Source organism: Armatimonadia bacterium, assembly GCA_039679385.1.
Lineage (GTDB): Bacteria > Armatimonadota > Zipacnadia > Zipacnadales > JABUFB01 > JAJFTQ01.
The window spans coordinates 1-22,138 of record JBDKVB010000158.1; the positions used below are offsets into that span (position 1 = coordinate 1).

13 protein-coding genes are annotated in these 22,138 nt (G+C 65.4%); 3 read left to right on the forward strand and 10 right to left on the reverse strand.

The window, feature by feature from the left end; translation table 11 throughout:
- The 4 genes from ABFE16_18660 to ABFE16_18675 form a co-directional block, all read right to left on the reverse strand.
- A partial coding sequence (locus ABFE16_18660) for a glycoside hydrolase (protein ID MEN6347325.1) occupies window positions 1-2,144 on the reverse strand: 2,144 nt, incomplete at its 3' end.
- 26 nt (window positions 2,145-2,170) lie between these two features.
- Window positions 2,171-4,207 (reverse strand): SUMF1/EgtB/PvdO family nonheme iron enzyme, encoded by a 2,037-nt coding sequence (locus ABFE16_18665; GenBank protein MEN6347326.1) that lies wholly within the window; start codon window positions 4,205-4,207, stop codon window positions 2,171-2,173.
- A 74-nt stretch (window positions 4,208-4,281) separates the two neighbouring features.
- On the reverse strand, window positions 4,282-6,801 hold the full coding sequence (locus tag ABFE16_18670; protein ID MEN6347327.1) for a glycoside hydrolase family 3 C-terminal domain-containing protein: 2,520 nt from the start codon (window positions 6,799-6,801) through the stop codon (window positions 4,282-4,284).
- Window positions 6,802-6,866: 65 nt separating this feature from the next.
- Window positions 6,867-7,619, reverse strand: a complete 753-nt coding sequence (locus tag ABFE16_18675; GenBank protein ID MEN6347328.1) for a PIG-L deacetylase family protein — start codon at window positions 7,617-7,619, stop codon at window positions 6,867-6,869.
- 261 nt (window positions 7,620-7,880) lie between these two features.
- On the opposite strand from ABFE16_18675, the gene ABFE16_18680 reads away from it, so the two are divergent.
- Both ABFE16_18680 and ABFE16_18685 read left to right on the forward strand, forming a co-directional pair.
- A complete protein-coding gene (locus tag ABFE16_18680) occupies window positions 7,881-8,186 on the forward strand; it encodes a hypothetical protein (protein MEN6347329.1) in 306 nt (101 codons plus the stop codon).
- A gap of 125 nt (window positions 8,187-8,311) precedes the next feature.
- A complete protein-coding gene (locus tag ABFE16_18685; GenBank protein ID MEN6347330.1) occupies window positions 8,312-9,250 on the forward strand; it encodes a quinate 5-dehydrogenase in 939 nt (312 codons plus the stop codon).
- 26 nt (window positions 9,251-9,276) lie between these two features.
- Here ABFE16_18685 and ABFE16_18690 read toward each other — a convergent pair whose 3' ends face one another.
- The 6 genes from ABFE16_18690 to ABFE16_18715 all read right to left on the reverse strand — a co-directional run bounded on the left by ABFE16_18690 (window position 9,277) and on the right by ABFE16_18715 (window position 20,385).
- Complete coding sequence (locus ABFE16_18690) at window positions 9,277-13,293, reverse strand: DUF6079 family protein (protein ID MEN6347331.1); 4,017 nt, start codon at window positions 13,291-13,293, stop codon at window positions 9,277-9,279.
- Between the two features lie 97 nt (window positions 13,294-13,390).
- Window positions 13,391-14,383: a hypothetical protein gene (locus ABFE16_18695; GenBank protein MEN6347332.1), complete on the reverse strand. Its 993-nt coding sequence runs from the start codon at window positions 14,381-14,383 to the stop codon at window positions 13,391-13,393.
- A gap of 69 nt (window positions 14,384-14,452) precedes the next feature.
- The gene (gene folE2, locus ABFE16_18700; GenBank protein MEN6347333.1) at window positions 14,453-15,232 is read right to left on the reverse strand and encodes a GTP cyclohydrolase FolE2; all 780 of its coding nucleotides are present in this window, start codon (window positions 15,230-15,232) and stop codon (window positions 14,453-14,455) included.
- 188 nt (window positions 15,233-15,420) lie between these two features.
- On the reverse strand, window positions 15,421-16,473 hold the full coding sequence (locus ABFE16_18705; GenBank protein ID MEN6347334.1) for a site-specific DNA-methyltransferase: 1,053 nt from the start codon (window positions 16,471-16,473) through the stop codon (window positions 15,421-15,423).
- Window positions 16,474-16,546: 73 nt separating this feature from the next.
- Window positions 16,547-18,907, reverse strand: a complete 2,361-nt coding sequence (locus tag ABFE16_18710) for a heparinase II/III family protein (GenBank protein MEN6347335.1) — start codon at window positions 18,905-18,907, stop codon at window positions 16,547-16,549.
- 143 nt (window positions 18,908-19,050) lie between these two features.
- Window positions 19,051-20,385, reverse strand: coding sequence for a DegT/DnrJ/EryC1/StrS family aminotransferase (locus ABFE16_18715; GenBank protein MEN6347336.1), 1,335 nt, complete (start codon window positions 20,383-20,385; stop codon window positions 19,051-19,053).
- Between the two features lie 126 nt (window positions 20,386-20,511).
- On the opposite strand from ABFE16_18715, the gene ABFE16_18720 reads away from it, so the two are divergent.
- A complete protein-coding gene (locus ABFE16_18720) occupies window positions 20,512-22,086 on the forward strand; it encodes a sulfatase-like hydrolase/transferase (protein MEN6347337.1) in 1,575 nt (524 codons plus the stop codon).
- Window positions 22,087-22,138 lie beyond the last annotated feature (52 nt).

Sequence of the window (22,138 nt, forward strand, 5' to 3'; positions counted from 1 at the left end):
CGCCAGGTGACCCAGGTGCTGTCGTGATAGACCAACTCCCGCAGCGGGACACGGATCGCCGGGTCGAACTGGGAGCGTATGTACTCCTCCGGCAGGCGGAAGGGCGACGTGCCGACGTACACCCCGGCGACTCCCCCGAAGTGATTCAGCGTCAGCGACCCCTCTTGGTAGTCAAGCAGGTCATTGGCAAGGTCGGAACCACCCTCAGACGCGCAGACCTGGCCGAGTGAATGTAGGTAGGTGAAGAGCCCGCGACGAGCTTCGCGGTCCTGAGTGCGTGTGGCGGGGTGTGCGTCTGAGTAGCACTCCGCGAGGGTCGTCGCCGTCTCGACATCCAGGAATCGGCTCATCAGTCCGAGGCGCTGGGCCTGATCCGGGACGATGCGCTGCAGCCACGCGGCTTTGGTGAGGCTGCAGCGGGTGTAGCAGGGGATGCGCTTGCCCGCACGTCCGGCGGGATCGACTCCGCCTGCTGCGCCGACAGGATAGGCAAAGCCCGGCTTGTATGCCCCCTGAGCAGTCACCACGCACTCCTGCGGGTACCCGTTCTTGCGATGGTCAAGCGGGTCCTTCGCAGGTCCCCAGATTGCCAGAAGCTCCGGTCCGGCGATGTCCGTGTAGATATCGTAGATGGCGGTCACATAGCCGGCCTCAGCCGCCTTGCGGTTCTTGTCGGGTGTCTCGCTCCCGTAGTAGAGCGCCCGGCGGATCCCCTGCGCAATCATCCAGTCCAGCACCGTGTGGTCGTTCGGTGCGCTCTTGTCGTAGATGTCGATGGCGCCGACGAGCTTGCCGACCGCAGGCACCTCGGCGGCCTTCTCGGCGATGGTCTTGAACCGGCCGGTCTGCTGCAGGAAGGCCCGGTAGCGCTTGGCCATGGCCACGTAGCCGCCCTGGTCGAAGGCGCAGAAGCGGAGACGTCGCGGGTAGCTCAGGGCGCCCTTCGAGGGTAGCCAGCGACCCGCAGCGACGGCCAGAGCGCCTGTCGCCGTCGGCATGGGTGAGATCGCCATGTCCCAGTCGTCGGGCGTCTCGACGAGCATCATCAGGCCGGCGTCGCCCTGCAGGACACCGTACCAGGGCATGAGCAGCGACCCCTGCGACCAGGTGTAGGTGCCGGTGAACCGGGGCAGGTCGGCTCGATCTGCGCGAATCAGGACGCCCTCGTCGGCGGGAAGGACCCACTCGGCCTCGGAACTGGGAGGCACGATGGGTGGAGGATAGGCGACGGGCTGGTGAAGCTCGCCGCTCTCCGGGGTGAGGGTCACGAGGACCTCGGCGTAGTCATCCGGGGTAACCGCGACCCGGGCTGCGCCGCCCGGCAGCGACAGCCGGTAGCTCAGCGTCGATCCGTCGACTCGCACGTCCTCGACCTGGGGCAGAGAGCCGAGGCGGGAAGTCTGCGACCAAGTGCGACCGTTGCGCAGGTCGGTGAAGTCGAGGGTACCAAGAGCTTCGTCGAGGGTTACCCGGAGACTCCGGCTCTCGACGGAGCGCCGGCGGCCTTGCGGAAGTGGGGAGGCCGTGACGGGCGTCACGGTCAGATCGTCGAGCTGGACGCAGGCATCGCCCCGGCCAAGACCAACCTCGAGGCGGATGGGCCCGCCCTTGAGCATCTCTTCATACACTCGCGCGGAGCTGGTCTCGGTTGGCTTCGTCTCGTTCGTGACGGTAGCCGAGACGACCGGTCCCTCACAGCGGAGGAGTACCTGGTACCACGGTCCGGGTTCGATGGGGAAAGCGCCGGCCTCGCCCAGAGGCGTGAACTGGTTACCGACCTGGCGCACCATCACCGGGCCGGTGTTGCGCAGGTTCAGGTAGAGACTGCGCTCGGTGGTAGCAGCGCGGCAGGCGATCTTGATATGCAGCCAGTCGGCCGTGGAGCGCAGAACACGCACCCGGAGGCGAACCTCATAGTCGGTCCAGTCGGGCGAGCCGACCGTGAGGCGACTACCGGCGTCGGAAGCGCACTGCAGCACGTGGTTGCCCAGTCGGGCCTCGTCGGCCACAATCGACCAGGGCGCCGAAATAGTCGGCCACGGGTCCTTCAGCGCCGTCTCGAAGTCCTGCTCCAGTAAGGGCGCACTCGTCGCCATTGCCCCAATGAGCAGCGCCCAGGTCGTGAGAAAGCTGCGAAGGAACATGGGCACCTCCCCTTCCAGTCGGTGTGCTATCGATCGTCCCCGGGCATCGGCTCCTTCAGCCAGGCCAGGTTGAAGCGGTAGTGGAGGCGGCTCGAGATCAGGTGGATCACGCCGTCCTCGCTCTGGGTGATCGACAGGTAGCCCGCCGGCTCGGCATGGGTCGCATCCATGATGAAGTCGCCGGTGTTGCCGCCGCCCTTCATCTCCTGCGCCGGTCCTCCGGGCGTGAGGAGCTTCCTCACCGGCCACGTGCGGCCCTCATCGAAAGACACCGCTCCGAACATCCCGAAGACCTCGACCTCATGACCGGCGGCATCCTTGACCGTGATGCCCTTCATCGTGTTGAGCGGCGACCGCTTGCAGTCCGTGAAGGTGATGATCAGGATCGGACCTTCACGCAGACGCAGCAGGGCGAGACGCTGGCCGCCGTCGATGGGCGGGAAGTCGGAAGCCTGATAGGTCCAGGTCTCGCCCAGATCGGCGGAGAGACTCATGGTCATGCGACCGCGGTTGTTGTTGTCGCGTCCGAAGGCCATCAGGCGGCCATCGGAGAGCTGTACCACGCCGCCGTGGATTCCGGCAACCCAGCCGCCCTCGGTGCCCTCGGCGAAGGTTGGCTGTGGCTTGCCCTCGCCCTGGTCGTGCCAGGTGAGACCCCTGTCACGACTCAGGTGCACCGCAGTCCCGCCTTTTCCGCCCGTGACTGCATCACAGGGGAGCAGGAAGTAGCCCTCGCGGGTGACGAAGGCGGACTCCACGGGCATGTGCCGGGTCCCGTGCTCGGGCATGATCAGGCGGGCCGCAGACCAGGTCGCACCGCTATCGGAAGAGACGCGCAGGATGGTCGCGAGGTTGCCCCAGGTCCCGCCCGCTGCGAGACCGTTGAAGTGGTACAGCTTGCCCTCACCGTCGGCCATGAGCGCGGGTGCATGGTCGTTGCGATCCGGCGCATCCCAGAAGGGTGAGGCCGGCTCCCACTCCTCGGTACCGTAGCGCAGGCGGCTCGCGGCAATCCCCAGTTCGCGGCCCGGCTCGGTGAGACAGGTGTACCAGATTGCCAGCAGGTCACCGTTGGGGCAGGCGACGATGGCTGGATCGTGGTTGTGCTTGGAGAAGAGCGGCCCCTGGCTGTCGGGCGGAACCTTCACATAGGGGATCGGCCCGCCGAAGTAGGGCTTGTCGGCGTCCAGCGGAGGCAGGTGTCGCACGGTCTGATCCACGTTCTGCGCATGCAGAGGCTTCTCCGGTGCGGGCAGAGGCACAGTGGTTGGCTGCGGAGCCTGCACCACCCGAAAGCCGATCAGCCAGGACTTGTCCTGCGGCAAGGTGCCTGCGCGATTCGCCGACCGCAAATGACGCAGTTCCGTGGAGTGGCTACCACCGCGTGTGACCCGGAAGTCACCGGTGATCCGGCCCACGGGGTCTGTCTGGTCCTCGGCCTCATAGGGACCGTACCAGTCAGCACACCACTCCTCGATGTTTCCGTGCATGTCCTGCAGGCCCCAGGCGTTCGCTGCCGTCTTGCCGACGGTCAGCGGGACCGGCTGGTCTGCGGGGTCACGGTCCGCATCGGGGTACCAGCTCAGGCAGACGTTCTTGTGCATCTCAGGGGGCAGGTCGTCGCCGGTGAAGTAGGGCGTCGTCGTTCCTGCACGGCAGGCGTACTCCCATTCCGCTTCGGTGGGGAGACGGTAGGGCTTGCCCTCCTTCTGAGACAACCACTCGCAGAAGCGGCTAGCTTCCTCCCAGCTCACGAAGACGACAGCCTCGTCGTCAGCGGTGGAGAACCCCAGCTTGCCGCGCAGCGCCTTGTGCGACGGGTCGAAGAGTTCGTACTGCGCGTTCGTGACCTCGGTTACGCCCATCCAGAAGGGTTGGGTGAGGGTCACGAGGTGCACCGGGCGCTCGTCCCAGTCACCACCCTCCGCCTGGCCCATCATGAAGACGCCGGCGGGGATGAGGGCGAGTTGCATCCCCAGGGAGTTGGTGACAGTCTGGGCCATTGCCTGACCTCCTGCGAGTAGGCCCAGGATCAGCAGGGCGACGGTTCTCTTGAGAGCCATGCGCGCTCCTCCTGTCCTGGGCGAGAGAACGAAGCGATGAAGTGTGGCCTGGTTGCGCCGAGCCCGCGAGTCGACTACTCGACGAGGAAGCTGCCCGCGGCACGGATATCCTGGGATGACGCGCCGACCTGGACGCGGAACTCTCCCGGCTCGACGACCCAGCCCTCCGTGTTCACGTCATAGAAGGCCAGGGCCCTTGGGCCGAGGTCCACAGTGATGCGTTTGGCCTCATTCGGCTGCAGGTGCACTCTGGCGAAGGCCTTGAGTTCTTTCTCCGGTCGGTCGACGGTGCAGACGGGATCCTGTACGTAGAACTGGACGATCTCGTCACCGGGGCGCTGGCCGACGTTCTGCACGTCCACACTGACCTTGACGTGCTCCCCCTTGTAGATGCTGCGCGGCTCGATTTCGAGGTTGCTGTACAGGTACTGCGTGTAGCTGAGCCCGTAGCCGAAGGGGAAGAGAGGCTGGAGGTCCTTCTTCTCGTAGTAGCGATAGCCTCGACCCTCGCCCGCGGTCTCATAGTGGGCGTCGAAGGGCGGGAGTTGGTCCTCGCTGCGCGGGAAGGTCACGGTCAGCTTGCCGGAAGGATTCACGTCGCCGAAGAGGACGTCGGCGAGAGCGTTCCCGGCTTCCTGACCGCCGAACCAGGCCTGCACGACCGCCGGTACCGAGTCTATCCACTGGTCCATGAGCACGGCGCTTCCGCTGATGACCGCAACGATGGTGTTCTTGTTGCTGGCTGCGACGGCCTTGACCAGCGCATCCTGCTCGCCGGTGAGGGCCAGATGCGCCCGATCACGGCCTTCGCTCTCCTGGCGTGAGGATGTCCCAACGCAGACGATGGCGACGTCACTCGCGGCGGCGAGAGCGCGGACTTCCTTGAAGTCCCCAGCCGGCCGGTTGGGCTCAGCCCACTGGAACTTGGCGACCGCATCGCCGCCGTTCTCGTAGTACTCGATCCGGAGGTCGTAGCTGTGACCCGCCTCGAGCTTGACGGTGGCGGTGCGGGTCTCGGCAGCGTGGTCCTTCCAGTCGTTGATGAGCTGCTTGTTGTCCAGGAAGAGGCGGCAGCCGTCGTCCGTGGTGAGACTGAGGAGGTGCTCGCCGGTCTGGCGAGGAGTGATCATGCCGGTCCAGCGAATCGAGAAGCCGTTGGCCTTCACGCCCTCTGCCGGCGCACCGGTTTTCCAGTCGAAGTCCACCGTCTTGTCCACACGCGTGAGAATCGGGTCGCCCTTGAGGTCGGGAGTGGCGAAGAACTCGGCGGTGAGGCCCGTCTGGCCCGCCTGCCCCTTCGAGGGGGCGAGCACCTCGGTCGGAACGGTCTTGGTGTTCTCCCAGGGCTCCATCGGGCAGCCCTGCAGGTAGGTGATGTTGAAGTCAGGCCCCAGCTTGGTGTGGAGACCGTCAATCGGCGTCACGTTGTAGTAAGGGGTCACCGAGCTGCTGCCGCCGCCACAGGGGCGTGGAGTGGCAGCACTGGGGCCGAAGAGGGCGATGGACTTCACGCGGGTCTTGTCCAGCGGCAGAAGCCCGCGGTCGTTCTTGAGCAGCACACAGGACTTCTGTGCAGCCTCACGAGCCAGGGCCTGGTGGTTCGGAGTGTTGATGAAGCTGTCATCGGCGACAGGCATCTGCTCGAAAACCCCGGCCCAGAACTTGGTGCGGAGGACGCGCCGCACGGCGTCGTCGATCAGGGCTTCAGGGACCTTGCCGGCCTTCACCGCGTCAAGGAGTGGCTGACCATAGTAGTTGGCGCGGGGCATCTCCACGTCCAGTCCGGCCAGCAGTGAGCCGACGGTGCTGTGGCAGGCGCCCCAGTCGGTCATCACGATCCCCTTGAAGCCCCAGTCGTCCTTGAGGAGGTCGCGCAGCAGGTGCTTGTTCTCGCAGCAGTAGAAGCCGTTGACCTTGTTGTAGGCGCCCATGACCGCCCAGGCCTGCGCCTCCTTGATGACGCTCTCAAAATGCGGCAGGTACAGCTCGCGCAGCAGCCGCTCGTCGATGTCCACCGGAAGGCCGCCGCGACCGTTCTCCTGGTTGTTGCAGGCGTAGTGCTTGGGCGTGGCGATGCACTTCTCGCTCTGCATCCCCTGCACATAGGCGACGGCGAGTCGCCCGACGAGGTAGGGGTCTTCGCCGAAGGTCTCGAAGCTGCGGCCACCGCGCGGGTCGCGGATCAGATTCATGCAGGGCCCAAGCGCCACGTAGCGTCCCCGAGCACGGAACTCACGACCCAGGGCCTCACCGACGCGGGTCACGAGGTCTTCATCCCAGGAGGCAGCCATGCCCAGCGCCGGGGGAAAGCAGGTAGCCTTGCCGCGTCGGATGCCGTAGGGACCGTCGGCCATGGTGTAGCCGGGGATGCCCAGGCGGGTGTTCTCGGGCGTGGACATGCCTGTCGCATCGCCACCGAGCTGAGCGACCTTCTCCTCCAGCGTCATGCGCTTGAGCAGGTCCTCGACCCGGTCCTCAGTCGGTAGCTTTGGGTCCTGGTAGGGCAGCTTCTGAGCCTCCGGCTCACAGCATCCGAGGGTCGTGCAGAAGGCAAGCAGCATCAGGACACAGGCGGCGCAGAGGCGTCTTCTCATAATCCGGTACCCTCCAGGAGTTGGCGTTGAGAGGAGGCTCAAGCGCGTCGAAGGGCCTGGCACTGCTAGCCCGTAGCGTCCGGAAAGAACGGTGCCAGAGCCTGCACTGTGGCGGTGCGATTCCAGCGGCGGCACAGCGTGTAGGCTTCCGCGTACTCGACCGAGCAGGCCATGCCGTGAAGCCTGGCCGTGCTGCGCACCAGCTCAAGGAAGTCCGTGCGGTGGTGGCTCTGCAGGTAGGAGTGCTGGCTCTCGTGACAGAGGAAGGCGTTGAACTTACGCTCCGCGGTGGAGGAGATATCCACGTACAGATCAGGAGCAAAGGGCGCCGGCGGCAAGGGCTGGATGTGGATGACCGTCGGGACGCAGGAGGACGGCGGCTTCTCGCTGACCAGCGCCGAGTTCGCAGCACCCGTGGAGGCGTTGAGAGCCACCTCGGCGACCAACCGGTGATGCTGGTGGTAGTCGTCGAGGGCCGGCACGATCATCAGCTCGGGATCAGCCTCGCGCACGAGGTCGCGCAGTCGCCACTCCAGCTCGACATAGCGGTTGGTGTAGTGCTCCATCAGCTCATCGTCGCCGATGTCGAGGAAGTGCAGGTGGCAGCCGATCACTTCGGCGGCCCGTTCTGCCTCTCGGTGGCGCGTCTCTCCGCGCTCCGTTGCGGTCAGCTCGGGCATACCCCCGAGGTTCCCGTTACTGACAATCCCCAGATGGACCTCCAACCCGGCATCGACCTGGGCGGCCAGAAGGCCTGAGCACCAGGACTCGTCATCTGGATGGGCGACAACAGCAAGGACACGATGTGGTGAAGCCATGTTCGACAGCCTGCTCTCCATGTAAAGTGGTGACCCCGGGATTCGGTAGGTGTGTACTGGCGGGGCCTTGACCTTGGCCCTTTCGCCCTTGGCTGTCTCGTGTCCTTCCGCAGGCGACGCGCCGTGTCTTCGGGGGTTCTGTTCGCACATCTGTTTGACGGGGTCTGCTTGACGGGGCTATTCGGTGGCGGTATCTTGTGACCGACGGGTGGGCACCGATCTTCACACCTTACATCACAGCTATGATTGGTGAGCACTGACATGAGCAAGGACGGGCGCCGAAGCCTCATTCATATTGTCTGGGAGCCCGAGCGACAGGCGTACCAGGTGCAGTTCGAGGCGGAGGCAGGGACCTCCCACGACGTTGTCGCGGTCCTCAAGTCCATCACCCCTGAGCACCGAGAGTACGAGCCGGAGACGCGCACCTGGCGGTTCGCTGCCTCGGAGTTGGACCGTCTGCGCCAGATCGCGCTGGAGCACTTCGACGGTGCGCTGCTCACCAGGGGCAACCTCACGACGAACCTGCACACGGGCCGCATTGCCGAGCAGCTCACGCTGTTTGCCTGACCCTGGGAACGCGGAAGCAGAGCAGAACTCGGGCGCCGGCATGGCGTCCGACGTGCGTTCTGCAGGACGTGCGCGGGTTCTGACGAACCCTTCTGGCAACGCTGATCGATAGGAGAGCGACTGCGGTGAAACGGATTGTGAGCGTGAGTCTGGGGTCCTCGGCCGGCAACAAAAAGGCTGAGGTGGAGTGTCTGGGGGAGCGCTTCTCGATCGAGCGTATCGGCTCTGACGGCGACATGGACAAGGCGTGCCGGATGATCGCGGAGCTGGATGGGAAGGTCGCGGCGATCGGTCTCGGTGGCATCGACCTTTACGTGATGGCGGCCGGTCGGCGCTACGTCATCCGCGATGCCCTCAAGATGGCCCAGGCCGCCAAGATCACGCCGGTCGTCGACGGTAGCGGCCTCAAAGCAGCCTGGGAGCCCGTGGTGATCCAGCGCATCGTCGAGCGAGGTCTTCTGCACCCTCAGCAGAAGGAGCGTGGCCTGGAGAACCTGAAGGTCCTGATGCCGAGCGGGGTGGACCGCTTCGGCATCGCCGAGGCCTTCTCGAAGCTCAACACGCGCAACATCTTCGGTGACTTTATCTTCGCACTGGGCATACCGGTGCGCCTGACGCGACTGTGGCAGCTACAGCTTGCGGCTCGCACCTTGCTGCCCATCGTGTGTCGCATGCCCTTCACCATGCTCTACCCCACCGGCGCCAAGCAGGACAAACCGACCCCGAAGTACCGGCACTACTTCGACTGGGCCGACGTGATTGCCGGCGACAAGCACTACATCACGCGCTCCATGCCGCCGCCGCAGGAAGGCGAAGCGCCGCTGGCCGGCAAGGTAGTGATCACGAATACGGTGCGGAAGCGTGACATCGCCGACTTCCGTGCCCGAGGCCTGGCGCGACTCATCACGACGACGCCGGAACTGGACGGGGAAACCCTGGGGACGAACGCGATGCAGGGGCTCGTGGTGGCCTTGGTGGGGAAGCAGCCCGAGGACATCACCGCCGACGAGTACCGCGAGATGATCGGCAGGATCGGCTGGGAGCCCTGGGTGCTGGACCTGTGAGTGCCCCCTCTGCGTCCGAGGGCCGGCTAGCTACCCTCGATCTGTAGCAGTCCGTCGTCGTCGATCTGGTCGCCGCCGCCGGAGAGCCACTGCTGGAAGAGGGCCTGGGCCTCGGTCTTGCTGAGGGTGCGGCCGTCGAGCATATCCCGCAACTCGCCGAAGTTGCGTGGCGCCACCTGCTTGCCTGATAAGATGCGGTTCAGGTGGGGCAGGACGTCCTCGGTGAACAGGTTCAGTATCTCCCGCGGCGAGGGATCCGGTCCTAACTCCAGGATGGCTTCGATCTTCTCGGGCACATCCCCACGGCGCGGAGCGGCCTGGGCATAGTCGCGCAGGTGCGACCGGAAGGGACTGTCCGCCAGCGCCCGGGCATAGCCGCGAACCGCCTGCCGCGCCTCCTCGATCAGCTCCTCCACAGGCAGCAACTCGGGCTCTTCATCCAGCCGCAGATGGCAGTCGGGGCATACCGGCGAGTAGTCGAGTGCCTCGCCGAAGTCCGTGCGCGAGCAGCGCCGGGCCATCTGGGCATCAATCCGATTCGTCAGGTCCTCGGCCGTCACATCCACATCCACGCGCAGTTTGCCGAGCTGGTGAAGTGCGCGCATCTCGGGCGACTGATGGACGCTGCGGTACTGGTCGAACACCGGCGACCGGTACACGCGGCCATGCCAGGAGGCATAGCGGCGGCGGTAGCCCGTGAGGAAGATCTGCACCTGTCGGCGCAGGTTCATCTCCTCGCTCAGGACCTCCTCACCGGAGTTCAGTATCCCCAGCACAAGCTGGCGACGAGCGTCCATATCTCCGCCGCGCTCCAGGCGCAGCTCGGGGCTCAGCAGGTAGCTTCGGACGGCAACCACCTCGGGCGCGAGCCTGTCCAGGTAGAGCGTGAGCGCATCGACTCGGCGGAACAGCCCCGACAGCCGCGACGTGCCCGACGAGCTGCCGACGTAGTCCTCCACATCCCGGATGAACTCCTGAAGCCCCAGGGCCGGGTGCAACTCCGGGCGCACACACTGGAAGATCTTGGTGAGTGCGTCGAGATCGGCCAGGGTCTCGCGCCACTGGGCTTCGCGGCTCTCCAGGGCTTCGATGTGCTCCGTCAGCCGCTGTCTGAGCTGCGACACTTGGTCGAGGTACTCGCCCCGAGCGCTCAGCAGACGCTCCCAGGCCTGCATCTGCACGCTCAGGTCAGGCCCCGGCAGCAAGTAGTCCAGCACGATGCGGCAGACCCGGGCGAGGACCTGCCACTCAGCCCCGGACAGCATGGGCGGTCGCGCGACGTACTGCACCGATCCGCTCAGCGGGGTCGCGACATCCTCCAGTCGCACCAGTTGTGTCCGACTGCGAACCGCCGCCAGGTAGCCGGTTCGGATCAGTGCGCCGATGACCAGCTCGAACATCTCCGGCGGCAATCCGAGTGGCGACTTCACCAGGTGCTGCGCGAGGTCCGAGCAGGACAGTGGGCGACCGGTCTCGTTCTGTGGCGTCTGGTCGCGCTGGCGAACCTTGGCCATGACCTCGGCGGCGACCTTGCTGCGGCTTACGTCGACGATGCACTGATCGTCCTTGAAGCTGATCAGGCCCAGCGGCTCGAGGTAGCTGCGGATCATCTCGACCAGCGGGTCCTCCTCGGGGAGGCTCACGACTCCCGGACGCAGGACTCGATCCACAAGGGTATCGATCTGATCGCGGGACAGAAGAGGACGCCGTGGCGCAAGCGGCCCGAAGTCGGGAAACACGCGATCGAAGGCACGCTCCGTGACGGCCTCCAGCGTAGCGGACCAATCGCCGCTCAGCGGCCCCAACTCACCGGGGGTAACTGCATGACCGAAGGGGGAGAGGACCTCTCCCGCGTAGTAGGCAGCACGCAGGTTCTTGCGCACCTGGGTCAGCGCCGGGCCATGCAGCTCCAGCAGTTCGTCGCGAAGACCGGGTTCGGCGCTGAGGGCCGATTCGTCTTCGAGCATGTCCGCGATGGCGGCGTATTCCTTGAGGTGGTCCAGCTCCTGCGGGGTCAGGTCGCGAGGGATCCAGGCCAGGAGCGCCGCTGACCAGCGACTGGCCGGCATGCCCTCTCGCAGTTGTGCCCAGACCTTGCGCTGAGACACACAGTCGGGCAACCGCCCCAGGAACAGGTGCGCATCCTCGACGGTCGCCGGGTCGCCCAGGTCGCCGACGTACTCGGCCACCACCGGCGGGGTGAGCGTGCACAGGTCGAGAAGCTGCGCCGAGACGCAGTGGAAGGTGTTGCGCCACTGCACTTCGAGGGTGCGGCTCTCGGTCAGTTGGGCGAGCGGGAAGGCCGAGTCCTCGCAGGCTGATAGCACGTGACGCCACAGTCGCGGGTCATCGGGTCCAAAGGACGCTTTGGCCGCAGCGACCCGGCGGCGGAGGATCTCACTCACGCTGGCCCCCACGTCCACATAGTAGGCCGCAGGACCATCCACAACGCCCCGGCGCAGGTCCACGAAACTGCCCCAAAGCCGCATGGCCTCCAGGGCCTTCTCGGCCTGCTCGGGGTCGGCCGTGGGACGCCCGTCATCACCGAGGCCCAGGGACTCCACCAGGAGCGGAAGCGGTGCGGTGATGTTGGCCAGGCGCAGGACGATGAGCGCTCGGACCAGCCGCAGACACAGCTCCGGCGCCTCCGGGAACACCTCGGCAGCGTTCTTTTGGTAGTAATCCAGCACGTCGTAGATGTAAGCCGAGACCTCGGGGTGGGAGGCGATTCGGGATCGCAGGTAGTCGAACACGTCGTCCGTGGTGATGAGCCGCCGGCAGTCCCGCGACAGCGCGCCGGCGAGCACCGTCTGGCCAAGCAGGTCGTGCATGAAGGCGACCAGGGTGTCCGCGGCGCTGAAGAAGCGTCCGGCGATGCTTTCGAGACACTGCAGCGCCGTCGGGTGCAGTGGATAGGAATCGGCCAGGGCCTCGCGGGAGAAGCTGGCCGTGCCGAAGGCCGACTGGTATGCCGTGCGGACCTGCTCGGTGGCCTCGGCGTAGCTGTCGGGGTCGGTTCGGCGGATCACCCGACGGCGTGCCACGGTGCGCATGTGTTCCGGTGTCAGGGCCAGATCGGCGCGATAGCTGGTGCGGATCGAGCCCAGCAGATAGGGCTCAACCGACCCGACCTGCTCCAGCCCCTCGTCGAGGGTGGCGACCAGGTACAGCGGCGCGATCTTGCAGCGCTGCCCCACGAAATCGAGGAAGGAGCAGTCGCCATGTACGGCCTTCGGGTCGGCGCCTGCCAGGAACTCGTTGAGGTCGTCCAGCAGCCAGACGATTCCCGCCACGTTGTGCTCGCGAAGGATCTCCAGCAGACGGGCGAGACGTTCTACACGGGACTGGCGGAAGTCCAGGGGGTAGCTGATCTCCTGCGCGAACTGGCGGGCGAGCTGCACCGCCTCTTCGGGATCGTGCTCGCGGAGCGCCTGCCAGGTCGAGAACCCGGGTGCATGCACCTGGGTATAGGTGTCCAGTTCGGCGGCGTAGCGGGGGACGATGTGGCGGTCGATCAGGTCGAGGGCATGGGACTGCTCGGAGAGCGGCACCGCCAGGCCAAGGCGCGAGAAGCGCAAGGCCTGCTCGGTGCGGTCGAAGACCACATCCTCGAGGTGCTCTTCATGCCCGCGGTGCTCGGAGAGGGGAATACTGACGACCAGGTAGTTGCGCTGGGTGATACGGTCGCGCAGGTCTGCATAGGCGGCATGGGCCTGGAGGAACACCGACCAGGCAGTGGGATGACGCAGAAGCAGAGCCAGAAGCCCCAGCAGATGAGACTTGCCTGACCCACCGGGACCGCGTACCAGATAGCCGCCACCGCGTTCACCGTCGGCGGCGATGGCGCCCAGGATGACCCGTACGATGTCGACGGGCTCGGTTTCGCCGGCTACATACTGCTCCAGGAGGTCCTGCAGACGGGTGGCAGTGCCAAGGGTGAGGTCGGTCCCTTCGCGCTCCAGGGTCTGCGAGAGCTCGTCGATGCCCGCGAGGTCGATGGCTCGGGGCGCATCATGAACGGTTATGAGATCGGAAATCCGCATGGTGAGGTGGCCTGGAGGACGGCCGGCAGGAGGTACCGGCAGACACGCCGACGCGCAGGTTCACGCGCGCGGCTGTGTCCGTCCTATGCGCGGTGGGTCAGATGCCGGCGTCTCCGCTGGGCTCGAGTTGGCGCAGGCTGACCAGAATCTCAAAGATGCTGATGCGCAGGCAGTCGTCCAGCGGCATGTCGTCGAAGCCGGCCTCACGAACCACCAGATCGGGGTCCACATTGTGGACTGCCTGCTGGCCCTCCTCGGGCTGCTTCTCACCCCGGGCATAGGCCGAGCCGTACTTGAGACGGAACTGGGCCAGGCGATGCTTGAGCGCCTCCAGCTCCGGTGTGAGCTCCTCGATGGGGGCCAGATTCGGCTTGGGCCGGTTCGAGCGTCGCCGGTCGAGCCAAGTCTCCTTGGCTGGCTGCTGCAGGTAGCCCTGGGCGATGAGACTGGAGGCCACGTAGTTGCGCAGGTCGCCGTAGACGCCGCTGCGCTCCCAGAAGCTGATCTCCTGCCGCATGGCCTTGAGCGCTCGCTCCACAATCTCGTCCAGCGAGCACCACAGCTCGGAGGGCTCCTCCTTGCCCTGGGCCACTCGCTGCTGCTTCCGCGCCCGCATGAGGCCGAAGGCAACGTCCAGCGCATCCATCACCGGCGAGGTGGGGAAGGGCATCCTCTGGATGGTCTGCAGCTCCCACCGCTTCTGGGCGAAGGGAGGCAGGAAAGAAGGCGTCCGCTCGACCGTCCGGAACTCGAGAGCCCCCTGCATGTGGAGGTCGCACAGCGCGGCATAGAGGATCTGAAGCGCCCAGTCCTCAGGGTCCAGCTCCTCCTCGGTGAGAGGCGAGAAGGCACGATCACGAGGCAGCGCCAGGGGCTTGGGCACCTTGCCCTGGGCAAACTCGTGCCCGAACAGATACACCAGGCCGTCGGCAGCCACTTCGCCCTCGACCTCGGCGTCGCCGGGCATCATCTCAGGCTCAGGCTCGGCCATCTGGGCCGCCTGCTCCATCAGGTGGCGATACAGCTTGAAGCCCCCGATAAGGATCGCCACACCTACCGCGAACAGAAAAACGGCAATGACCGGTTCCATCAACAGCCCTCGTTCGCACGACCTGGGATGTCCCGGGAGAGGCCGGAGCCGAACCCGGAGACCGCCTTCCTACCTACCCCACTCTGCGTAGGCGTACGCAACGTGGTTGTGTATCGATTCCATTGATTCGCACTCGGCAGAGAAAATCCTCGCGCCCGGGAGCGACCGCAAGGCCACAATGGTGTCCCGGACGACGTCCTCCACGAACTTGGGATTGTCGTAGCTGCCTTCGGTGACCGCTTTCTCGTCGGCACGTTTCAGCAGCGGATACACGTCGTGGCTTCCCTGGCGCTCCAGCAGCGGGATGAGGTCTTCGAGCCAGATGATGACACCGGACTCCGACTCCAGCCGCACCGTCAGGAGCGCGCGCTGGCTATGGGCGCCCCGGTCGGAGATCTCCTTCGAACACGGGCAAAGAGTGATGACCGGCACGGTCACCACCATCACGAAGCGGTACTCACCGTCCACCACGCCGGCCTCGAAGCGACAGTCGTAGTCCAGGGGACTGACGATGCCGGTAGCGGGAGCCTTCTTCTCCAGGAAGTACTTGAAGGACAGGCTCAGGTGCGCCGTCCGGGCTCCAAAGGCCTCAAGGGTCTCGACGAGCATCTCGCGCATTTCGCGCATCGAGACGCTCTTCTTGCTCCACTTAGCCAGGATCTCCACAAAGCGGCTCATGTGGGTGCCGCGCTCGGTCTTGGGCAACTCCACCGAGGCGTCGAACTGGCCGAGCATGTGGGCATTGCGCCCCGACTTCTCCCGGATCATGACCGGGAGATGCAGATCGCGCACACCGACGCGCTGGATGGTGATCCCGCGGTCGTCGTTTTCGGAGGCTACGTCACGCATGAAATCCACACCCGTCCGCGGTCGGATCCAGGTTCAGGGACGGGTAGTTGGAGATAGGGCGTCCTTGATCGGTGTCCCGCCGCGGCGTCAGCAGATACTCGAAGGACAGGCGCTCCTCAGCAGGGAGGATGGACCTTGAGTATACCAGTAACCGAGAGTTGAGGCCAAGGCTTTCGCGGAAGGCCGGGTCAGGGGCAGAGGAAGACAGTGGAGTCCGGCTGGGCCTGGGCGCAGCGTTCGGCGGCCTTCAGGGCGAAATCCTCGGACAGGTCGATGCCCAGATAGCGCCGGGACAGCTTCCTGGCGGCGGCACAGGTGGCCCCGGTTCCGCAGAAGGGATCGAGAACCAGATCTCCGGGAAAGCCCTCCTCCGGACAGGCGGCGAAGGTGTACATGGCAACTAGCCGGTTTGGCAGTGACTCCGGGAAGGGTGCCGGGTGCTGGGCACGCTTCACATCGGCCGGGTAGAGACTCCAGACCTGCCGGGTGAGGTTCATCCACTGGCTCTCCGTCAGACGGCTGGGCTCCTTGACAGCTTGCGGGAGGACCCGTGGACGCCCCGCTTTGACGAAGACGTTGATGAACTCGCAGGTGTTCTGCTCCAGCAGGTTCGGAGGGAAGGGATAGCTGCCGAACATCTTCTCCGTGGTCTGCTTCTGCCATATGTACAGGCTGTAGCGCTCCAGACCGGTCCCGTGGAGGATGGTGGCCTCAATGTCGTTGCACAGGTTCTTGAGGTGCCGCGTGTGCTGGTGGGGCATGACCTTCTTGGGGATCGGCAGAATCGGCGTATTGATGCACAGCTTCCCGTTGGGCGCCAGAACCCGCTCGCACTCTTTCCAGACTGCGAGGAGCTCCTCGAGGTACTCCTCATAGCTGCCGGTCCCCAGTTGCCCCGGGTACCCATAGTCAACCGCATTCCAGTAGGGCGGACTGGTGATGACGCAGGAGACACAGGCCCGGGGAAGGGCCGACAGCACCTTTGCGCTGTCGCCGAGGAGGATGTGGTCCGCGACCTCGGAGAGGTCCTCCAGGCGCTTGCCGGGTAGGTCGTCGCGCCAGTCGAGGATGCCTGCCTTCTGAAGGGCAGAGGGGTCGCGGGTCGCCTCTGCGGGAACGTACCGGCGCAGAGCGGGCTGCTCAGGTGTGGGCCGGCAGAGCTCAATGCGGGGCTCACCAGGAGAGGCCTTGCCCTCGTCGCGGAGGTTGCGGACACGTTCACGTTTGAGCTTGTTGCGCATGGCGGGGAGCGTATGCCTCCGGAGAAGGAAAAGGGGCCCGGTCACCTGACCGGACCCCTCTGTGTAAGTTGGCTTACCGGCCGACGGGCACGATCTGCAGGTCGTCGAGGTAGGCTTCGACGACAGCGCCAGTGTAGCTGTGGATCCAGATCTGCATGGTCTTGGTGCCCTTGGGCGTCTCGAAGGGGAAGGAGAAGTCGGCCCAGCGACCGACTGCGCCCTGAGGCGTCCCGATACCGGCCATGTTGCCCTGGGCGTCAACCTGGTTCAGCAACGTGCCGGCCTCGTCATAGTAGTACATATACATGCCGACGCCGTTGCCCTGGGTGTGGAAGATCTTGCCCTTGAGCGCGTACTTGCCGGGCTTGGCGACCGCGATGCGGGCCGACCTGATGTTCGATCCGGCGTTCTTGTCGAGGTCGGTGACCTTCAGCGAGTACTTGCCGCCGGCGGCCTGCTCCTGGGAGATGACGCCGCGACCGTCACGCGGGATGTCCCAGCACCAGCCCTGAAGCTCGAAGTCGCCGTTCCGCAGGAGGCCGCCATCGGGTGCTTCGTTTGCCATGGGCTTGATCTTGACCGTTATCGTGGCCTCAGTTACGGGCTCGTTGAGGTCGATGCCCAGACGGATCGGATGCGAGCCGTCCTCCTTGATCTCCTCGGTGCGCAGCGTGAAGGGCTTGCCGCCGGTGTCGATCTCCACCGTGACGGCTTCCTCGACGTGGTAGGCCACGAGGGTGTTCGGGCCGGTCTGCTGCCAGTTGCCAAGGGTGAGGAGGGCTGTGGAGAAGGTCTTGGGGGTCTTGAAGGCGACCTCGTCCTTGACGGTCAGGCTCCCAGCGCCTTTCCGCGAGTACTCATAGGTGCGCACGAGGCTCTCAAGCTCGGGCACTCGATAGGCCGAGGCGATATCCAACTGCAGCAGGTCGGTGTCGTCGGTGAGCTGGGTCTTGATGACCTTGCCCTGCGACGCGTCACCGGTAGCCTGGAGCTGCCCGGCAACGACCGGCACCGGGTGACCGTAGGAGTTCAGCAGGTTGCTGTCATAGCGGTGCGAGCTGAAGGTGCGAGCCGTGTAGGTCTCGGCACCCGGATCGAGCAGCACTGGCCGCGCACCGACGACGACCACGAAGGAGCCGACGTCGTTGTGGTTGTGGTGCTCGTTGTTGTTGCCGCCCTTGAGGGCCACGCCCATCTGGCAGTCGCTTCCCGGCTGCGGGCGGCTGATGAGGATGCCCGCCTTGTCAAACCACGAGCGGACCGGCGCCGTCGCCTTTGTAGCAGACGCAGAGACCTGGGAGACCCCGTTGGGGAACAGGTAGATCATGGTCTCCTGGAGCGGGCTCAGGGGGATCCGGATACCGTCGTACTGCGAGAGACCGAAGCCGAAGCGCCGGTTCAGGTAGTACATCGTGCGGCTGTCGGGCGCAGCGGTGACGCCGCAGTCGGCGAAGGCCGGGGATACGCCGTTGATGACCTGGATGTTCGCGGCGAACTCCGCCGGTTTGCGAGCCTCGGGAAGGGCCAGGAGCTCAAGCTGCCCGCCCGTCGCCTGCCGCACTATCTCTGAGAGCAGCACGAAGTGCCCGAAGCCGTAGTTCCAGTAGCCGAGGCCCTCGGTGCAGTAGCCGTCGGCCGTGAACCCGGAGAGGAAGTACTGGGAGCAAAACTCGGCGGTGGCGACGAACAGCGCACGCTCCTCGCGAGACTCGGCCTCGATCAGAGCAGTGCCCACGGCGCCGGCGAAGCAGACCGCGTTCCAGTTGTTGGTGGTCAGCATCCACCAGTTCGGCGTGCGCTTGCCGCTGACCATGTCCTCGAAGGGCACCAGGATGCGGTTCCTGAGGTTGGTCTTCAGGAGTGCCCGGCACTCCGGCGAGAGCTTGTCGCCGACCAGGTAGTCAGCCATCGCCAGGGACCAGCCGAGGCCGGAGGAGCCCAGGTCGATGTCAACGATCTTGCCGTTGAAGTTGTCCAGCTTGCCGTCGTGGGCCGACATCACCCAGGTGCGCTCCTCGCAGAGGGACTTGATGAGCGTCTCCAGGGCAGGGATGAAGCGGCCCTTGTTCTCGATGCACTCGGCCAGGACCAGAGGGGCGACTCGACCGCGGCGCTGTCCCGAGACTCGTTGCCAGTTGTTGCGGTCGCCGGTCTTGGTGTACTGGAGGAAGAACTCGTCACCCCGGTCGGGCAGCGGCAAAGTCAGCAGGGGTTCAGCGTTCTTGACCACCTCGGCGAGGGCGGGGTTCTTCGCCAGGGCGTCCCAGGCTGCGCGGTCACTGGCAGGCCTCCCGAGGCCCTGGGGCTGTTCCGGGAGCATCTTGGCGATCTGGGCGATGCGCTCGGCCGGGGGAGCGACCGGTGCTGCAGCGGCCACGGAGACCAGCGCAAGACAGGCGGCAGAGAACAGGAAGGATAGCAGATGGGCTTGCATTAGTGGTTGGACACCTCACTCTTGGCCTTCGACGATCAGACCCGGGGGCAGACCTCTCCGGCTCCACGTTGTGGTTACGCCGGTCGTGGCTGCACCGGCCCGATCAGCGAAGGCCTGCGCAGCCGCGGCCGACGTCGGTTCCCTTATAACAACGCCGCGGTTACCTTATTGATCCCTTGAGCAACCGCAGCGCATTCCTCGGTCGTCCAGGTCGGTGCGATCCCGACGCGCACGGCACGCATCAGGTAGTCGCGGGTGTTGGGGCACATGTCCACGTTGTAGTCGGGGAGAGTACCCTTGTAGTACGGACAGGTGTAGGGGCAGCCCTCGCTGGTCGCAGTCTTCTGCTCGAGGATGTGCTCCCAATGCACGTACCAGTGCCAGTCGCGCACGGTCTGGTCGAAGGTCCCGCCGGCGCCGATGCCCTCAGCACGCAGCGCCTGGGCGACACTGATGGCATCCTCGGTGGTCGGCGTGAAGAACACAAGGCCCGTGGAGGCTTCGCCGGAGTCGGGGATGCGCTGGAGCTGTACCCTCGGATGCGGCTTCAGACCGGCCAGGACCGCCTGCTTGACGCGCTGGTTGTTGCTGATGAACCAGTCGTTCTTGGCAAGCTGGGCGAGCGCCACTGCGCCGGCCATCTCGTTCATGCGGTAGTTCTCGCCGGCGAAGAGCTCGCCCTCGCGACGTTCGGAAGCGTAGCGGTCGGGGCGCCAGCAAGCAGCAGTGTCATGCCAGCTTGCGGCACGCATGGCGACGAACTCGTCCTTGCAGGTCACCATGCCGCCTTCGCCCGCGGCGATGAGCTTATAGAAGTCGAAGGAGTGGGCGCCGCAGTCGCCGAGGGTCCCGAGGTGCTTGCCCTTGTAGGTGCCGCCCTCTGCCTGGGCGCAGTCCTCGATGACGAAGAGCTTGCGCTCCCGGGCGATCTCCAGGATCGGGTCCATGTCGGCGCACATGCCGGCCATGTGGACGACCATGATGGCCTTGGTCTGGTCGGTGATGTTGTCGGCCACGGCGTTCGGGTCGAGGCACAGCGTGTCGTCGATCTCGGTGAGAACCGGGATTGCCCGCGCGGTCACGATACTCGCCGGTGAGGCGAAGAAGGTGTAGGCGGGAACGATCACCTCGTCACCAGGCCCGATGCCCAGGGCCACCAGTGAGGTGATGAGCGCTGAAGTGCCGGAGTTGACCGCCAGGGCATAGGGCGATCCGAACTTCTGGGCGAACTGCTTCTCGAGCTGTGAGACCTTCGACTCGGTCGGACCATAGTAGCGGAACAGATGGGGACCGGCAGCCAACTGTTCGCCCTCCAGCGCAGCGTCGACCTTGGCTCGCGTCTCCGCACTCAGGGGCCACAGATCAAGGACTTCGCGCAACTCTTCCAACCCCAGCTTGGGGTCGCCGCCCGTCAGACTGGTCACGGCCTTCGGACCGCCGTTGATTGCCAGGGTTGAGCTGTTCACGGTCTCGGGCATCAATGTCACCTCGTGATTGCAAAGGCTCGGTCAAGGGAAGGGGCCTTCTGCATCCGGCACGAACAATCCTTCCCAAAGGCCGACCGGTTTGTGATGCCATGCCCAGAGGGCGTCAGGAGGCAGACCATGGGAGAGCGCGATCGGCGTGAGGCAATGAGCCGCAGGGATTTCGTGCTGCAGGGAGCAGTGGGTGCAGCGGGCCTCGCAGCAGCCGGCCTGCTGGGAACCGTACCGCAGGCTCTGGCTCAGGAGGCAACGACTCCGCGGCGTCGCCCAAACGTTGTCTTCATCATCACCGACGATCAGAACGCCAACACGCTGGGCTGCTTCGGCGGCCAGGTGCTGACGCCGAACATCGATCGACTGGCCCGCGAAGGCGTGCTCTTCAGCCGCAACTACACGACCTCGGCGATCTGCACCCCCAGTCGCTACATCACACTCACGGGGGAGTATGCGAGCCGCTGCGAGGCCCCGGCCTTCATGAACAACAATCCTGCCGGTCAGCAGTCGCAGGTGATGTTCAACACACCCCTGCTGCCGGGACGGCTCAACCTTCCCACAGTCCTGCAGCGTGCGGGCTACGCCACGGGCTGCGCGGGCAAGTGGCATGTCGGCGGCGGGCCCTACCAGAAGCTTGCGCCGGACTCCGACCTGACGGACCCTGAGGTGGGGCGGGTGATGGCCGCGAACCAGGAAGTGCTCTGTGCCTTCGCCCGCACTTGCGGCTTTGACTACGCGGCGAGCATGTACCAGGGAAACGTTGCGGACTACAAGCTCAACGCCTTCGTGGCCCACAACATGGAGTGGGTGACGAAGGGCGCGCTGGACTTCATCGATCAGAGCAAGGACCGGCCCTTCTTCCTATACATGGCGCCCACGCTGATGCACAGCCCCTTCCCGACGCGATCGCTCCGACTGGACCCCTGCATGACACCCGTCGGGATGCTGCCGGCGCCGATCACAGACGCGCAGCCCTCGCGCGAGTCAGTCTTTCGCCGAGTGCAGGAAGCCGGCCTGCCTGAGTCAGCAGCCGGTGCCACCTGGCTCGACGACGGAGTGGGCGCAGTGCTGCAGCGACTGGAGAAGTACGGTTTGCTGGAGGACACGGCCGTCTTCGTGTTCAGCGACAACACTACCCAGGGCGGCAAGGGGACCTGCTACGAGGGCGGTGCTCATACCCCGGCCCTGCTTCGGTACAGTGGTCATGTCCCGGCCGGCACACGCTGTGACCAGTTCGTCCAGAACATCGACTTCGCGCCAACCATCTTCGACCTCTGCGGAGTCACTGCTCCCGCCGAGATGCACCTCGATGGTAGGAGCATACTGCCGCTGGTCGAGGGCAAGCCGGTGACCTGGCGTGACGCCGCCTTCCTGGAGGTCGGTCACGTGCGAGCGGTGATGGTCGGTTCGTACAAGTACATCGCCCTGCGCTACCCGCCGAAGCTCCAGGAGCAGATCAAGAACAACACGCTTGGTCGACCCGCCTACCAGATGGACACCACCTTCGACCTGGAGGAGACGGCGCGGAAGGCCCATCCAGCCTACTTCGATGCCGACCAGCTCTACGACCTTAACAAGGATCCGGGGGAGACGGTCAACCTCGCCTCCGACCCGGCCTACGCCAAGATCCTGTCAGACATGAAGAAGCGACTCACCGACTGGCTCACGACCTTCGACCGACCCTTCGGAGAGTTCTGCTGAGCGCGAGCTCCGGATAGCGCGATCTCCCTCTTCTAGGGGAGCGTGCCGTCCT

Excerpts from the sequence above, each read along its gene's own strand:
- ABFE16_18665 (MEN6347326.1), bottom strand. The coding sequence starts at position 4,207 with ATGGCTCTCAAGAGAACCGTCGCCCTGCTGATCCTGGGCCTACTCGCA.
- ABFE16_18695 (MEN6347332.1), bottom strand. The coding sequence starts at position 14,383 with ATGGAACCGGTCATTGCCGTTTTTCTGTTCGCGGTAGGTGTGGCGATC.
- ABFE16_18705 (MEN6347334.1), bottom strand. The coding sequence starts at position 16,473 with ATGCGCAACAAGCTCAAACGTGAACGTGTCCGCAACCTCCGCGACGAG.
- ABFE16_18715 (MEN6347336.1), bottom strand. The coding sequence starts at position 20,385 with ATGCCCGAGACCGTGAACAGCTCAACCCTGGCAATCAACGGCGGTCCG.
- ABFE16_18710 (MEN6347335.1), bottom strand. The coding sequence starts at position 18,907 with ATGCAAGCCCATCTGCTATCCTTCCTGTTCTCTGCCGCCTGTCTTGCG.
- ABFE16_18690 (MEN6347331.1), bottom strand. The coding sequence starts at position 13,293 with ATGCGGATTTCCGATCTCATAACCGTTCATGATGCGCCCCGAGCCATC.
- ABFE16_18680 (MEN6347329.1), top strand. The coding sequence starts at position 7,881 with ATGAGCAAGGACGGGCGCCGAAGCCTCATTCATATTGTCTGGGAGCCC.
- ABFE16_18720 (MEN6347337.1), top strand. The coding sequence starts at position 20,512 with ATGGGAGAGCGCGATCGGCGTGAGGCAATGAGCCGCAGGGATTTCGTG.
- folE2 (MEN6347333.1), bottom strand. The coding sequence starts at position 15,232 with ATGCGTGACGTAGCCTCCGAAAACGACGACCGCGGGATCACCATCCAG.
- ABFE16_18670 (MEN6347327.1), bottom strand. The coding sequence starts at position 6,801 with ATGAGAAGACGCCTCTGCGCCGCCTGTGTCCTGATGCTGCTTGCCTTC.
- ABFE16_18675 (MEN6347328.1), bottom strand. The coding sequence starts at position 7,619 with ATGGCTTCACCACATCGTGTCCTTGCTGTTGTCGCCCATCCAGATGAC.